Annotated in this window: 13 protein-coding genes; 8 read left to right on the top strand and 5 right to left on the bottom strand. The window is 71.5% G+C overall.

Features of this window, described 5'->3' with window-relative positions:
- Positions 1–72: 72 nt before the first annotated feature.
- Genes TSH58p_RS02545 through TSH58p_RS02525 form a run of 5 tightly spaced genes read left to right on the top strand, consistent with a single transcriptional unit; the run spans position 73 to position 7,425 of the window.
- Entirely contained in the window at positions 73–1,104 is a 1,032-nt protein-coding gene (locus tag TSH58p_RS02545) for an ABC transporter substrate binding protein (protein ID WP_247895485.1), read from the top strand.
- Between the two features lie 2 nt (positions 1,105–1,106).
- Entirely contained in the window at positions 1,107–3,650 is a 2,544-nt protein-coding gene (locus tag TSH58p_RS02540) for an MFS transporter (protein ID WP_109068702.1), read from the top strand.
- Positions 3,647–4,174 carry an N-acetyltransferase gene (locus tag TSH58p_RS02535; protein WP_109068703.1) on the top strand — a complete coding sequence of 176 codons (528 nt, stop codon included), beginning with the start codon at positions 3,647–3,649 and terminating at the stop codon, positions 4,172–4,174. Before TSH58p_RS02540 ends, TSH58p_RS02535 begins: the two co-directional genes overlap by 4 nt.
- Before the next feature lie 53 nt (positions 4,175–4,227).
- Positions 4,228–6,369, top strand: a complete 2,142-nt coding sequence (locus TSH58p_RS02530) for an adenylate/guanylate cyclase domain-containing protein (RefSeq protein WP_109068704.1) — start codon at positions 4,228–4,230, stop codon at positions 6,367–6,369.
- 15 nt (positions 6,370–6,384) lie between these two features.
- Entirely contained in the window at positions 6,385–7,425 is a 1,041-nt protein-coding gene (locus TSH58p_RS02525; RefSeq protein WP_109068705.1) for a DctP family TRAP transporter solute-binding subunit, read from the top strand.
- Positions 7,426–7,447: 22 nt separating this feature from the next.
- Here TSH58p_RS02525 and TSH58p_RS02520 read toward each other — a convergent pair whose 3' ends face one another.
- Both TSH58p_RS02520 and TSH58p_RS02515 read right to left on the bottom strand, forming a co-directional pair.
- Positions 7,448–7,996 carry a hypothetical protein gene (locus TSH58p_RS02520; protein ID WP_247873882.1) on the bottom strand — a complete coding sequence of 183 codons (549 nt, stop codon included), beginning with the start codon at positions 7,994–7,996 and terminating at the stop codon, positions 7,448–7,450.
- A 144-nt stretch (positions 7,997–8,140) separates the two neighbouring features.
- Positions 8,141–9,025: a helix-turn-helix domain-containing protein gene (locus TSH58p_RS02515; RefSeq protein ID WP_247873883.1), complete on the bottom strand. Its 885-nt coding sequence runs from the start codon at positions 9,023–9,025 to the stop codon at positions 8,141–8,143.
- Positions 9,026–9,823: 798 nt separating this feature from the next.
- Between TSH58p_RS02515 and TSH58p_RS02510 the strand changes: the two genes are divergently transcribed.
- Complete coding sequence (locus tag TSH58p_RS02510; protein ID WP_109068707.1) at positions 9,824–11,041, top strand: plasmid replication protein; 1,218 nt, start codon at positions 9,824–9,826, stop codon at positions 11,039–11,041.
- Between the two features lie 20 nt (positions 11,042–11,061).
- Here the strand turns inward: TSH58p_RS02510 and TSH58p_RS02505 are convergent, their stop codons facing one another.
- From TSH58p_RS02505 to TSH58p_RS02495, 3 genes are all read right to left on the bottom strand, one after another.
- Entirely contained in the window at positions 11,062–11,541 is a 480-nt protein-coding gene (locus TSH58p_RS02505) for a MarR family winged helix-turn-helix transcriptional regulator (protein WP_109068708.1), read from the bottom strand.
- A gap of 114 nt (positions 11,542–11,655) precedes the next feature.
- Positions 11,656–12,075, bottom strand: coding sequence for an organic hydroperoxide resistance protein (locus TSH58p_RS02500; RefSeq protein ID WP_109068709.1), 420 nt, complete (start codon positions 12,073–12,075; stop codon positions 11,656–11,658).
- 181 nt (positions 12,076–12,256) lie between these two features.
- Positions 12,257–12,952 carry a lysozyme inhibitor LprI family protein gene (locus TSH58p_RS02495; protein ID WP_109068710.1) on the bottom strand — a complete coding sequence of 232 codons (696 nt, stop codon included), beginning with the start codon at positions 12,950–12,952 and terminating at the stop codon, positions 12,257–12,259.
- 444 nt (positions 12,953–13,396) lie between these two features.
- Between TSH58p_RS02495 and TSH58p_RS33535 the strand changes: the two genes are divergently transcribed.
- Both TSH58p_RS33535 and TSH58p_RS02490 read left to right on the top strand, forming a co-directional pair.
- Positions 13,397–13,567 (top strand): RSP_7527 family protein, encoded by a 171-nt coding sequence (locus tag TSH58p_RS33535; RefSeq protein WP_199230047.1) that lies wholly within the window; start codon positions 13,397–13,399, stop codon positions 13,565–13,567.
- Positions 13,568–13,723: 156 nt separating this feature from the next.
- Entirely contained in the window at positions 13,724–14,791 is a 1,068-nt protein-coding gene (locus TSH58p_RS02490) for an HD domain-containing phosphohydrolase (protein ID WP_109068711.1), read from the top strand.
- Positions 14,792–14,876 lie beyond the last annotated feature (85 nt).

The raw sequence follows: 14,876 nt of genomic DNA, 5'->3' as shown, positions 1-14,876 counted from the left end.
CGTCCTCCTCGGCGCCCTCTGCCCGCCGGCCGCGGCGCTGGCCGCCCCCGGCCGCTCCCGTCGGTCCGCGACGTGCCGCGGCGCTGGCGCGTCGGCTACGCCGAATCCATGCCCTACGGCAACTACGCCGCGACGCTCGCCGCCATCCTCGGCGAGTTGGAGCGGATGGGCTGGACCGGCGGGCTGACCGGCATGCCCTACCGTCCGGGCCAGACCGACACCGCCGCCCTGTGGTCCTGGCTGGCCGCCCACGCCGGCAGCCCGGTTCTGGAGTTCGTCGCCGACGCCCACGCCACCAATCTCACCCCCGACGCCGCCGCCGCGCTGGCGAGGCGTCTGCAGGATCCGGGCGACATCGACCTGATGATCGTCATGGGGACGGTGGCGGGCGTCGCCCTGGCGACCGACGCCCACCGGGTGCCGGTCCTCGCCTTTTCCTGCACCAACCCGATCGCCGCCGGGATCGTCGCCTCGGAAACCGACACCGGGCGCGACCATGTGTGGGCGCATCTCGACCCGCGGCGCTTCCAGCGCCAGCTGTCCATCTTCCACAAGACCTTCCGGTTCCGGCGGCTGGGCATCGCCTACGACGACAGCCCGACGGGACGGGCCATCGCCTCGCTGCCCGACATCGAGGCGACGGCCGGGCGGATCGGCTTCACGCTGGTGCGCCGGCACGTCCGCGCGCCGATCGACCATCTCGACCAGTACCGCTACGAGGTCGACCTGACCGCCGCCTGGGAGGCGCTGTCGCGCGAGGCGGAGGCCGTCTACATCACCTACGGGCGCTGGCCGCTGGACCGCTTCACCGCGCTGGCCCGGCCCTTCCTGAAGCAGCGCATCCCGACCTTCTCGCAGCTCGGCCCGGAGGAGGTGGAGCGCGGCGCGCTGATGAGCATCGCCCGCGCCGACATGGCGGGCATCGGCCATTTCGGCGCCGCCACCCTCGCCCGCGTCATGGCCGGCGAGCCGCTGCGCCGCCTGCCGCAGGTCTATTTCGACACGCCCTCCATCGCCTGGAACGCCGCGACGGCGGCGGCCATCGGCTACCGCATCCCCTTCCCGGCTCTGCTGGCGGCGGATTCACTGCACGGAGTGCTCTAGCCATGGCCTCGCCCGGTGCCCCGCACGGCCGCTCCGGCCCCCTCCGCGCCTTCCTGGTGTCCGTGCTTCTGGTGGGTGTGACGCTGGCCTTCAGCCTGAGCATCAACCTCGGCTCCTTCCGCCAGAATTACGCGGGCACGCTGATGGCCGCCTTCGCGGTGGTCGGCGGCAAGACCGCGGAGAACATCCAGGACGCGCTGGGCTACGGCAAGCCGCTCGACGACTTCTACGGGCTGGAGGCGATCCTCGACCAGCTCGCCGCCAACCTGCCCTGGGCGCGGGGAATCGGGGTCGCGGTGGCGGACGGGCGCGTCGTCGCCACCGCCAGGGGGCGGCCCGTGGAGCCGCTGCCGGAGGCCACCCTGCGCCGCGCCCGCGCGGAACTGGAGCGGCGCCCCCACTGGTTCCGGCACGACCCCGACCGCGGCGCCTACGTCCTCTATCTGCCGCTCCGCGATCCCGGCGACGCGGAACAGGGAGGGGAGCGGGGCGGGGAGCAGGACCGACGGACGGCCGACGCTCCCGCCGGCTTTCTCGTCATCCAGTCCGACAGCGCCACGGTGGACGACCGCGTCGAGGATTTCCGTGACCGCACCCTGCCGCAGCTCCTGTGGACGGGGCTGGGGACGGTCGGCTTCCTCGGCCTGACCGGACTGGCGATGGCCTTCGGGCTGCGCCGCGCGTCGGAAGGCCGCCGGGTCCGGCTGGAACGCCTGCGCCGGCTGCTGGCGCTCGGCGCGATGCTGGCCGCCCAGACCGCGGCGGCGGCGGAATGCTACACGCTGATCTCCACCGCCCATCTGGAGGCCGCCGAACAGGCGACCCAGATCGTCGCCCGGATGATCCGCAACGACGTCGAGTCGGTGGTCCGGCGCGGGCTGGACTATGGGTCCCTGGCCGGGGTGGACGGCTATTTCGAGCGCATCAGCGCCGGCATGCCCACCCTCCGCTCCATCGAGCTGGCCGTGCCCGGCGCAACCCCGCCGGGCCAGGAGGCCCGCCACACCGTGAGCGGCGTTCCCTTCCTGTCGGACATGCCGGACGTGACGCTGCGCTGGCCGCTCGCCCAGGACCGCGGCGGCGAGACCCGCGAACTGGTCGCCGTGGTCGACGGCGACCGGGTGGCGGCGCAGCTGGGCGAGTTCGGGCTGGACATGGCGACCATCCTCGTCACCTCGCTGCTGTTCATGTTCGAGATGGACCGCGCGCTCGGCGGGCGGACGCGGATGGCCCGCCGTTCGGGCGACGGGCGGGCCGGACATGGCAAGGCCGTGGACGTCCGAATCGGCGACTTCGCCGGCTCCATCCGCTTCTCGGCCTTTCTGATGTATTTCGGCGCCTTTCTGCCGGTGTCCTTCGTGCCGCTGCTGATGACCAGCTTCGGCGGGCAACCCTTTCCCTTCCTGTCGCCGTCCCAGGTCGCCGCGGCGCCCTTGACGGCGGAGATGCTGTGCGGAGTCGCCGCGGCGCTGATCGCCGGACGGCTGACCGGACGGTTCGGCTGGCGGGCGGTCTCGCTGGCCGGCTTCGCGGCGGCGGCGGCGGGCATGGCGCTGGCCGCCGTGGCGGCGGTGGCCGCCGACCCGCTGCTGTTCGTCCTGGCCCGCGGGCTGAGCGGGGCGGGCGGCATGGCCGGGCTGATCGCCGCGAACGCCCTGATCGGGCGGCTGCGCGGGGTTGCCGACAGCTCCGCTCTGCAACCCGGCCTGTTCGCCGGCATGTACGCCGGGGTCAACTGCGGGGCGGTGTCGGGCGCCCTGCTCTCCACCACCTACGGGCCGGTGACGGTGTTCGCCGCCGGCGCGCTGATCCCGGTCGCCGGGCTGCTCTACACCGCCTTCGGCATCCCCCGCCTGCCCGGAGCCGTTTCGCCGGACGCGCACTGCGCACCCGCGGCGGTTCCCACGCCATGCGGGACGGTTCACCCACGGCGACGGCGCATTAAGGTGCCGCTGTTCCTGGCGCTGATCTCTCTGCCCACCGCGGTGGCGGCGATGTTCCTGCCCTTCTATCTGCCGCTGTTCATCGCGGACCTCGGCCTGTCGTCGGCGACGGTGGGCCGTGCCTACCTGCTGCACGGCCTGTGCGTCGTGCTGGCCGGGCCGCTGCTGACCCGGATGGCGGCGCGGCGCCTGCCGATCCCGGGGGTGACCCTGCTGTCGGCGGCGATGATCGCCGGGGCGCTGGCCCTGTTCGGTCTCCAGGCGTCGCTGTGGACGGCCTTCGCCACGGTGTTCGCGATCGGTCTGGCGGAGAGCTTCGGCCTGTCCGCCCAGATCCGCCATGCCGAGCTTCTCGCGGCGCGCGAGGCCCGGCGGCGCGATTCCGTGCTGGCCCTGCACGTCAACACCCGCAAGCTCGGGCAGGCCGCCGGGCCGCTGCTGTTCGGCACGCTGGCCGCCGCCGTCCCGCTGGGCGCCGGACCGGAGGGGGTGGGCCTGATCGGCGGGCTGCTGGCCGGCAGCCTGTTCCTCTTCGCCCTGCTGACGTGGCGGCGGACCGTCCCGTCCCGCACGGCGCGCCGGCGGCGGGAGGAAGGGCGATGACCGGCCTGCGCTTCGCCCCGCTGACCCCGGACACCCTGGGCGCCGTCCTGGCGCTGCAGCGGGAGGCCTGCGGCCCGCTGATGCACCCGCTCAGCGAGTCCGAGCTGTCGGACATGCTGGCCGGCCCGCGGATCGGGCATGGGGTGGTGCTCGGCGCGCTGGCCGGCGGCGCGCTCGCCGCCTTCCTCGCCGTGCAGTTTCCCGGCCGGGCCACCCACAATCTGGGCCGGGATTACGGCCTTCGGGACGGGGACCTCGACCGGGCCCTGCATTTCACCGGAATCCTGGTGCATCCGGACCGGCGTGGGCAGGGTCTGCACCGGCGCCTGATCGAAACCGCCGCGCAGGGGGTCCTGCCGCCGGGCCGGCACCGCTACTGGTTCGCCACCGTCCGGCCCGAGAACACCGCCAGCGTGCGCGGGATGCTGTCGGTCGGCATGCGCGTCTTCGCGCGCAAGCCCAAGCACGACGGGCACGACCGCCTCCTCTTCGTGCGCGACCTGTCCGCCCCGGCCGGCGGCTGAGGCCCCCTTTGTCATCGTCGCCACCGCCCCTTTGGCCTTCCGGAGACCGCCCGATGTCCCAAACCCCGTACCGGATACGCCTGCGCGTGGGGATCGCGCTGGCCTTCCTGCTGACGACGGTGCCGCTGATCGCGGTGATGCTCAGCTACCTCCACCACGAGAACTCCCGCACGGCGCTGGAGGTGGCGTCGCAGTCCATCGCGCGCACCACCCAGACGGTCACCAACGACCTGAACGGTCTGGTCAGCCCGGTGGCCCGCGTCGCCGAGGCGATGGCCGGATTCGGACGGATCGACCGGAACGGGCTGCGCCGCATCGAATCGCTGCGCTACTTCTCCGATGCCCTGGCCACCCTGCCGCAGCTCGCCTCCCTCTATGTCGGCTTCGCCGGCGACGGGGCCTTCTTCCAGATGGCGCGGCTGGCCCCCGACGGCGGGCGCTTCGGCCCCGCCACTCCGCCGCCGGGCAGCGCGCTCGCCCTGCGCATGCAGGATTCCAGCTCGGGCCGGTTCGCCGACTCCTATTTCTATCTGCGCTCCTGGGGACAGGTCACCGGCGTGGAGCGGACGGAGGCGACGGAGGACCCGCGCACCGCCCCATGGTATGTGGCGGCGCAGAAGGCGGGGACGGCGGTGATGTCCGACGCCTTCGTCCTGCCGGCGACCCGGCGCCCGGTGGTCACCGTCTCCTACCGGATGGCCACCGACGACGGGGTGCCCATCGGCACCATCGGGGCCGACGTCTCGCTGGACAGGCTGGCGGCCCGGCTGGACGCCCTGCGCATCGGGCCGTCCGGCGCGGTGTTCGTGATCGACGGCAACGGGCGGGTGATCTGCCACAACCGGTCCGACCTGCTGGTCGGCGGCGACGGCGCGGCGGCGGCGCTCCACACCACCGCGTCCTTCCCCGATCCGGTGGTGGCCGAGGCGGTGGAGCGCCGCGCCGGCGGGGCCGGCGACCGCTTCATCGCCCCGCTGGGACCGCTGGGCCGCGACTACATCGTCGAGTTCGCGACCCTGACCGACGGGATCGGCGGCGGCTGGACCGTCGGCGTGGCGGTGGAGGTGGACGAGTTCGTCGGCTCCATCCGCCGCGCCACCTACCGCATCGTCGTGATCGGCGCCGGGCTGCTGGCGGTGTCGGTTCTGCTGCTGCTCTGGCTGTCGCACCGGCTGACCCGCCCGATGCAGGACATCGTGTCGGAGACCAATCGCATCCGCCATTTCGACCTGAACGGCCGCTTCGCCGTCCGCACCCGCGTGCAGGAGGTGGCGGAGCTGGCCGGCGCCGTGGAGGCCATGAAGGGCGGCCTGCGCCGCTTCGGCGCCTATGTGCCCAAGGCGCTGGTGCGCGACATCATCGTCACCGGCGACGGCGGCGAGCTGGGCGGCGAGACGCGCCCCCTCAGCATCCTGTTCAGCGACATCGCCGGCTTCACCGCGACCAGCGAAGCCATGCCGCCGCAGCAGGTTCTGGACCGGCTGACCACCTATTTCGAGCGGATGACCGCCTGCATCCACGGCCATGGCGGCACGGTGGACAAGTTCATCGGCGACGCCATCATGGCCTTCTGGAACGCCCCGCGCCCCGACCCGGACCACGCGGAGCACGCCTGCCTCGCCGCGCTCGGCTGCCTGTCGGTCAACCGCGCCATCAACGACGCCTGCCTCGCCGCCGGCATGCCGCCGATGCCGACCCGCTTCGGCCTGCATCTGGGGGAGGTGGTGGTGGGCAACGTCGGCTCCTCCGACCGCATGCAGTACACGGCGCTCGGCTCCCACGTGAACCTCGCCTCGCGCATCGAGGGGCTGAACAAGGTCTACGGCACCAGCATCCTGGTCACGGGGGCGGTGGAGCAGGCGGTGCGCGGGCGCTTCCTGTTCCGGCCCGTCGATCTCGCCGTGCCCTCCGGCCTTTCGGCGCCGATCGAGCTGTTCGAGCTGGTCGGCGCGCTCGACCCGCATTCGGCCTTCGCCCGCCCGCCGGAGACCCACGACCTGTGCCGCCAGTGGCACGTCGCCGTCTCGCTCTACCGCGGCCGGCGCTGGTCGGCCGCCCTGGAGCTTCTCCAGCCCCTGGCCGGGGAGCCGGAAGTGGCGGCGCTGGCCCGGCTCTACATCGCGCGCTGCGAGCGGCTGATCGCCGACCCGCCCGGCGACGGCTGGGACCCCGCCGAGCATTTCAAGACCAAGTAGCCAGAAGAGGACGCGATGAAAAGCAGATGGACGGCGCGGCTGATGGCCGCCTGCACAATACTGGCGCTGGCGCTCGCCGCCGCCGGGGTGTCCGCCGAGACGGTCATCAAGCTGGCCCACCCCAACCGCAACGACGCCTTCGACAACACCGCCGGGGCGATGGCCATCGTCTTCAAGAACCATGTGGAGGTGGCGACCGAGAAGCGCGTGCGGGTGGAGATCTTTCCCGAAGGCCAGATGGGCCGCGACGGCGACGCGGTGAAGCTGGTCCGCCAGGGGACCATCCAGTCGGCCATCTCCTCGGTCGGCGGCGTGGCCCCGCTCTACCCGATGCTGGCGGTCATCGACCTGCCCTTCGCCTACTCCTCCGTCGCCAACGCCTACGACGTCTTCGACGGCCCCTTCGGCCACCGGCTGGCCGAGGAGATCCGGCGCAAGGCGGGTCTCGCCGTGCTGGGCTTCGGCGATCCGGGCGGCCTGTTCACCATCACCAATTCCAAGCGCCCGATCCGCCTGCCCGAGGACATGAAGGGCCTGAAGATCCGCACCATGGATCTGGAGACGCACCGCACCATGATCGGCAGCCTGGGCGGCACGCCGGTCAACGTCGCCTGGTCGGACCTCTACAACGCGCTGGGCACCGGCGCGGTGGACGGCCAGATGAATCCGGTGCCGATCGTCCGCTTCGCCCGCTTCGACGAGGTGCAGCGCCACCTGACGCTGAGCAACCACCTGTTCCTCCCCTATGTCTGGGTGATGAACGCCAAGTTCCTGGACGACCTCGCCCCCAGCGACCGCGCGGCCGTGCTGAACGGCGCCCGGCTGGGCGTCGTCGCCAGCCGCGGCCTCAGCCGGCTGATCGAATCCTCGGACCGCGGCCTGCCGCCGCTGGCCCAGCGCATGGAGGTCCACACGCTGACCCCGCGCGAGGCGGAGGCGTTCCGCAAGGTCACCCAGCCCGCGGTGCGGCAGGCCATCGAGCGGCGGTTCGGCGCCGAGGGGGTGGAGATGCTGGCCGCCTTCGAACGGGCGATCCGCGAGGAGCGGACGCCGTAGGCGGCGCAGCCGGGCGGTCAGCTCATCCCATCCGCCGGACCGCTCCCCCGGCCAGCGCGCGCAGCCGGCCGGCGCGGCCGTGGCCCGTCCCCTCGCCCGCCCCGTCTGCGGACGCGCTTCCCGCCGCCGCGATCACCGACAGGCGTCGCGCCAGCGCCCATTCCGGCGCGCAGGCCTCCTCGCACAGCGCCCGCATCTCGGCGATGGACGGGCGCCATTTCTGCGTGCGGCGCCAGGTCCGCGCCGCCGCATCGACCGCCCAGGCCGGGAACTCGCCGAGATCCTCCGCCCAGTCGAGCGCGACCAGATGCTCCACCTCCGGCGCGGTTCCCTTGGCCGGATAATGGCTGAGCAGGGCCAGGACGCGGGCCAGCAGGTGGTCCGGCGTCGCCGGGGCCAGGATGGAGGCGGTCAGCTCGTCGAGCGCGCGCCGCGCCATCATGGCGTGCTGGCCGGTCACGCCCTCCGGCGGGCTCCAGTCCTCCGTCACCCCATCGAACCCGCGGTCGCCGAAACGCGGCCGGCACTCCACGAGGCCGGAGGCGAGGACGTCCCTGAGGGGCCCGGGCAAGGTGGAAACCAGAGCGACGCGGCGCTCCGCAGCCGGGGCGGACGGGTTAAAGGCCGGCGGTGGACGGGATGGCAAAGGAGTCACGACCGAAGGGCTTGGAGCCCTGGGCGGGACGGATCGCGGCTGTGCGGTCATGGTGTTACCTCACCTCCAGACTTGCGGGCGGGCTTGCGGGGCGGGACCGTGGGCGGCGTTGAGCTTCGCCGCGGCGGCCATCCAAGCACCGAGTTTCTGTTCGGGAACGGGCGCGGACGCTGCGGGCCTCGTGACGGTCGCGGGGCCGGTCGGTCGGATCATCGGCGCTTTGCCGGCGGCGGCGTCCTGCGCGAGCCAGGCTTTCCAGGCGGCCCCCGCATCGCGGTAGCGATAGCCATGGGCTTGGCAGCGCAGCCGGAATCCTTCGGCATGGCGGTCGAGATCCACCCCGGCGAAGCGGCTTTCGGCCCAGGCGCGATCCCCGGCATCCGGCATCCAACCGTCCGGCACGGCCTGCGCCGGCCCGCGCGAAGCGTGCGAGTCCGGAGTCTGTTCGGATTCCGGCTGTTTCTGTCGCACCGGTGCACATGGGGAGTCGGCGGGAGCGACATCCTTGCCCGGCGGCTGCACAGGGGGCGTTCCGGTCCGGTCGCACGCCGCCGCAGCCGCCGGAATCGGTCCGTCGCCGGGAACCAGCCGCAGCCGGTACAGGCAGGACAGGCGCCCGCCCGAGGCGGAGCGGCGGGACTCCCTCCCGATCACCCCGGATTCGGCGAGCTGGCCGAGGATGCGGTTCACCGTGCTGCGGCTGCGCTTCAGCGCGGTGGCGAGGGTCGCCTGGGACGGCCAGCATTCGCCGCGGGCGTTGGCGTAGGTCGCCAGTGCCGCCAGAACGGCCAGACCGTCGGCGTCGATGGCGGGGTGGCCGAGCCACCAGGCCGGAATCCGGCCCCACCGCCCGGTGTCGGCGGGCGGGCCGGATTCTTGTGGGCTGGATTCTCGCGGGCCCTCATCCGGTGGAATGTCCATGGCTGTGTCGTCGCGGGGTGTCATGATGCGGTCTCCGCAAGGCAATCGGGACCGGCTCCGCACGGACGGCGGGCCGGTGGCTTTGCGGATCAGGATTCCCGGCGGCGCCCGGCTCTTCAAACCGCGGGCTGTCGCTCCATAGCCGGGCATGGAGCGGTAACCCGCGCCGTTGAAGCCCTGGCCCGCGCTCCTGGAGCCTTTGCCCGCCACCATGGAGCGACAGCCCGCGCTTCATCGCCGAATCGGAATCCTGGAGCGGGAGCCCGCGCTTCTGGAGCCTTTGCCCGCGCTTCCGGATTCGGACCATGGAGCCGCAGGCCGCGGCCGGCGCGCCGGATCATGGAGCAACAGCCCGCGCTTCGGCGCAAAGCCCCCCGCGCATCATGGAGCGATAGCCCGCGGGTATGGAGCGATAGCCCGCGCCCTGCCGTCCTCACCCCCTCCGTCCGGTCATCGGGTGGCGAGCAGAGGGTGGAGCTTTTGCTCGCGCTTCGCCGGTCCGGCCCATGGAGTTCCGACTCGCGGGGAGACTCGCGGTCATGGAGCGATAGCCCGCGCCCCGATCCCCGCCCCGATCCCCGCCTTGATCTTCGCCTTGGGCCTCGCCGGGGCGGAACGATTCGCGTCGGGCGGCGGAGTCGCCCGCAGAGTCGAAGGATGTCAACGCGCTGCCGGGAAAGCGCGGGCTATCGCTCCATACCCGCGGGCTATCGCTCCATGGGCGCGGGCAAAGGCTCCATACCGAAGGAGGTCGCCCGTCACGAAGCGGTTGTCAGCGCGCCCCGGCCGCCGCATGGTCATAGCCGGGCAAGGAGGGATTGGATGAGCAAGATCGCGACACCCGGCGCGCTGCAACTGGTTCTGTTCGAGCTGGAGGACCGCTCCCAGTCGCACCTGATCGCGCTGTACGATCTGGCGCCGCGCTACGTCTTCGCCTCGCGCGACGGCGGGCGGTCCGCGGAGACCGCGCCCGCGAAGGGCAATTTCGTCGCGTCGATCAAGCGCGAGTTCACCTATCACGGCAGCACCTTCCACCTGACCATCCAGCCCGCCCGTCTGACCAAGATGGTCAACCGCGACGACGGCACCGCCCAGGCCGACGGCCAGACCGAGATCGAATACGAGGTCTTCCCCGCCGAGCGCGAGCAGGTGGTGGAGCATGTGGTGCGCCGCCTCGCCATGGACCGCTCGCGTCTGTCGCTGGGCGGCGAGAACCGCGACAAGGTCCAGATGCGCTTCACCCTCTACGAGATCCAGCGCGAGCTGAAGGCGGTCGGCCACACCCTGTCGATCCGCGACATCCGCGAATCGCTGACCATCCTGGCGCGCTCGCGCATCATCATCGGCAAGCCGGCGGAGGGGGTGAAGAAGGGCCGCGGGGCCAACCTGCTGGAATCCACGGCCTTCCCGGTGCTGGCCATCCGCTCCCGCCCCGACCTGATCGGCGACGAGGGGGGCGACGAGGAAACCCACCTGCAGTTCAACCCGCTGGTTTCCTCGGCCATCCGGAACCTGGAGTTCAAGCCGGTCAGCTACCAATGGCTGATGCGGCTGAAGAGCCCGGTGTCGCGCTGGCTCTACAACCGTCTCAGCGCCGAGTACGATTATTCGGGGGCGGAGGCGCCGGGCGACCTGGGCGCCAAGGCGATGACCCTGTCGGCGGACGAGATCATCAAGAACAGCGGCATGAATGTGTGGAGCCGCCGCCGCGACACGCTGCGCGCGGTGACCTCGGCGGTGGACGCCCTGGTCGAGGAAGGCATCCTGACCAGCGCGGAAAAGCTCTACGACAAGGTGGGCGCCCGCATCGAGGGGATCACCTACGTGATGCTGCCCAGCGCCAAGTTCCTGGCCCAGGTGCGCAAGGCGCAGGCGGTGGAGAGCGCCAACGTGGCGGCCATGCGGGCGATCACCGGCGATGATCGCCGGCCCACCGATTTCGTGCCGGTCACCCCCGCCACGACGGTGGAGACCCGGGCCCGCCGCGCCAGGCGGCTGACCGAGGAAGCGCCGCGCCTGCCGATGGCCGAGGCGGGCTGACGGAGCGTCCGCGACCGGGCTCAGTCCCGGTCGGCGGCGTTCTCGGTGGCGTTCTCGGCGGCGGCGTTCAGCGAGTCACGCAGGCGCAGAAGCGCGTCGCGCAGACCGGCGAGGTCGGGCAGCGGGCAGTTGGCCGCCGCGGCGATGTGCTCCGGCAGGGCCGTCGCCCGCTCCCGCAGGGCGGTGCCCTGCGGCGTCAGGTGGATGCGCACCAGCCGCTCATCCGCCGGGTCGCGCGCGCGGGTGACCAGCCCCTGCCCTTCCAGCCGCTTCAGCAGCGGGGTCAGGGTGCCGCTGTCGAGCAGCAGCCGCTCCCCCAGCGCCTTCATGGTCTGGCCGTCGCGTTCCCAGAGCAGGAGCATGACCAGATACTGCGGGTAGGTCAGCTCCAGCGCCTCCAGCAGCGGGCGGTAGACCCGCGTCATCGCCAGATTCGCCGAATAGAGGGCGAAGCAGGCCTGGTTGGCCAGAAGAAGCGGGTTGTCGTTCTCGGTGCTCATCGTTCGGGGGTTCCCAATCAGGGACGCGTCGCGGGCCTGTTGCGCGCGACCCCATAGCGCATGGGGATATGGCACGCAACAGACCCGAGAGTGCAGAACCCTGCTATGCGCCCGTTACGCGATGACCGTGTTCACCGCGATGTTGCCCTTGGTCGCGTGGCTGTAGGGGCAGACCTTGTGGGCGCGGGCCACCAGATCCTCGGCCGCGGCCTTGTCCAGGCCGGGCAGCGACACGGTGAGGTCCACCGCGAGGCCGAAGCCCTCGCCGTCGTCGCGCGGGCCGATGCCGACCTGGGCGGTGACGGTGGCGTCCGCCGGAACGGCGATCTTGTCGCGGCCGCCGACGAACTTCATGGCGCCGATGAAGCAGGCCGAATAGCCGGCGGCGAACAGCTGCTCGGGGTTGGTGGCGCCGCCCTTGCCGCCCAGCTCCTTCGGGGCGGCCAGCGCCACCGACAGCAGGCCGTCGTCGCTCTCCGCCTTGCCGTCACGCCCGCCGGTGGCCGTCGCCTTGGCCGTGTAGAGGGTCTTCATTGCGTACACTCCTGTGAACAGATGGATCGTTTCGATCGGGGAAGCGGGTTGCCGCTTGTTGTCGAGGAGGACTATCGCGCAAAATCGAATTGCGCGCAATATGATTGGCCATGCGCTATTCGATTGCGCGCAATGCATCGTCGGAATGGCGCCGGGGCACGCGCTTCGCAGGGGAAACGGGTCAGGGCGCGCGCCGGTAGCTCCAGACGAAGCTGCCGTTGTGGCCGCACCAATAGCCGCTGGCCGCGCGGTTGGGCTCCAGGTCGGGGATGACGATCCCACCGTCCTCTCCGGCGACCAGGATCAGGCCGCCGCCTTCCGCGTCGGGCGTGCCGACGATCAGCCGCCCCTGGTCGTCCGGCCGCCCGACGCCGGAAAAGTCGCACACCCAGCGCCCCGCCGAGGGTTCGGCGCCGCTGACGCTGACGGCGACGGTCCCGTTGCGCAGGGCCATGGCGGCAATGCCGATGAACCCCTCATGATCAAAGAGGCCGACATAGCGCCCGGCCGGTGACGGCGGTGTGGCCGGATCGGTGCGGAAGGACAGGACGGCCATACGTCCATCATACGCGCTGCGCAGGCAGGCCGCGTCGGCGCCGCAGGAGTCGCGCTCGCGCAGCCAGGCCCGCTGGTCGGCCTTCACGGCGGCCCCGGCGGCGCCCTCCTCCGGGCTGGCGCCCGACAGGCGCTCCAGGGCGGCGCGGTAGGTCGCGGCCAGCCGCCCGTCCAGCGCGGAAAGCGCCGGATCGGCGCAGATCGCCTTTTCCGTCGGGGTGGTGGCCTTGGAGCAGGGAAAGCCCGCCGTGGCGGCGGTGGCGGCGGTGGTGGCGGTCGGCAGGGCCAGGAGGCCAAGGGCGAGCAGCGCTGGGCGGAGCATGCGGATTTCCCTTCGACGGTCGGGCCTCGACTCTGCCGTGGCGGCGGAGAGCGGTCAACCCGTCCGCCAGGGATCATCCGGTCCGCTGTGTTCCCACCTCCCCTCGGAAGCAGGACATCCGCGCTTCGCAGCGCTGCGGAAGTCCCCATCGTCACAGCGCTGCGATCAACTCTTTTAGCAGCGCTGCGAAGACTTGCTTGCTTGAAAGATCATGCTCCATTTTATTCTGTGTTGTGCGCTGCATCATAGTAATGGAAGCCATGCGTTATCGGCGCGTCGTCTTTCGGAGGGGCGGTGTCAATATATCCAGGCAGGCAACACCGCCCCTCCGCCGGCATCGCGCAGGCCCCTTCCATGGCCCGCCGCCGACCCCGGCGCCCGAGCGGCACCGCCAGAGACATTTTCCATCGAACCGCGGCCCCTGATGCCGCCATGAGGACAGCCATGAACGCCGATAGCTTTGCCACCCCCCTGTCGTCCACGGAACTGCGCAACATCCGCCGTCAGGCGGAAGCCATGCGGGCCGCCTATCTGCGCAGCCTGTTCCGCCGTCTGGCGGCGGCCTTCAGCCGTCCGGGCGCGGCGACCAACGGCGGCCTGACCGCCGCCCGCTGAGGCGCACCCGACAGAGCAGGTCCCCTGCACGCGGCCGGACGGTCCGGCCGCGACTTTTTCGCCCGCATATGACCAATTTTAGCAAGATTCGTTAAGATTTTGCCGTGTATCATTTTCTAATGATACCCGAAATGGTGGTCTGGGGCGGGCGCAAAAATGCAGGTTGTAATCGTCGATGACGATCCCTCCACGCTGTTCATCACCAGCGCGGTCATCCGGCGGATCGACGACGCGGAGCCCATCGGCATGGGCAGTCCGCTGGACGCTCTGGACTGGTTGGCCGTCAACACGCCCGACCTGATCCTGATCGATCACGTCATGCCGGATCTCGACGGCATGGACGTGCTGGAGCGCATCCGCGCCCAGCGGCACCTCGCCGACGTCCCGGTGGTGATGATCACCGCCGACACGTCGGTGAAGCTGCGGGTGGCCGCCCTTGAAAGCGGCTGCACCGATTTCCTGACCAAGCCCATCATCGTGCCGGAGCTGCTCGCCCGGGCGCAGAACCTGCTGCGCCTGCGGCTGGGCCAGCGGATGATGCGCGACCAGGCCGCCGTGCTGCGCAGCCGGGTGGAGGAGGCGACCGCCCAGCTCCGCCAGCAGGCGCAGGAGCTGGTGGCCCGCCTCGCCCGCGCCGCCGAGTACCGCGACCCGGAAACCGGCCTGCACATCGAGCGGATGGCGAGCTACTCGCGCGTCATCGCCGAAAGCCTCGGGATGGACCCCGACGACTGCGCCCGGCTGGCCGAGGCCGCGCCGATGCACGACATCGGCAAGATCGGCATTCCCGACGCCATCCTGCTGAAGCCCGGCCGCCTGACCGACAGCGAGATGCGGGTGATGCGCGAGCATCCGGTGATCGGCCACGCCGTGCTGCAGGGAAGCGAGCATCCCCTCATCTGCGAGGCCGCGGAGATCGCGCTGGGCCATCACGAGAAGTACGACGGCACCGGCTATCCCAAGGGCCTGCGGGGGGAGGAGATTCCGCTGGCCTGCCGCATCGTCGCCATCGCCGACGTCTTCGACGCCTTGGCCACCGCCCGCCCCTACAAGAAGCCCTGGCCGCTCGACGCCGCGAAGGCCTACATCGTCGAGCACAGCGGCAGCCATTTCGATCCGGTCTGCGTCGACGCCTTCCTGCGCGCCTGGACGTCGATCCTCGCCATTCACGACGCCCATCCCGACCCGGATTTCACCGGGACGGACGGCGCCGCGTTCCGCTAGACGGGAGGGCGCGATGCCGGACACCGCCGTTTCTCTTCCCCTGCCCGAGCACGGTCACCGGGCCTACGCGTTCCGGTCCAGGGCG

It is taken from the genome of Azospirillum sp. TSH58, from assembly GCF_003119115.1.
Classification (GTDB): domain Bacteria; phylum Pseudomonadota; class Alphaproteobacteria; order Azospirillales; family Azospirillaceae; genus Azospirillum.
This window is presented reverse-complemented; position numbering and strand designations above follow the sequence as displayed.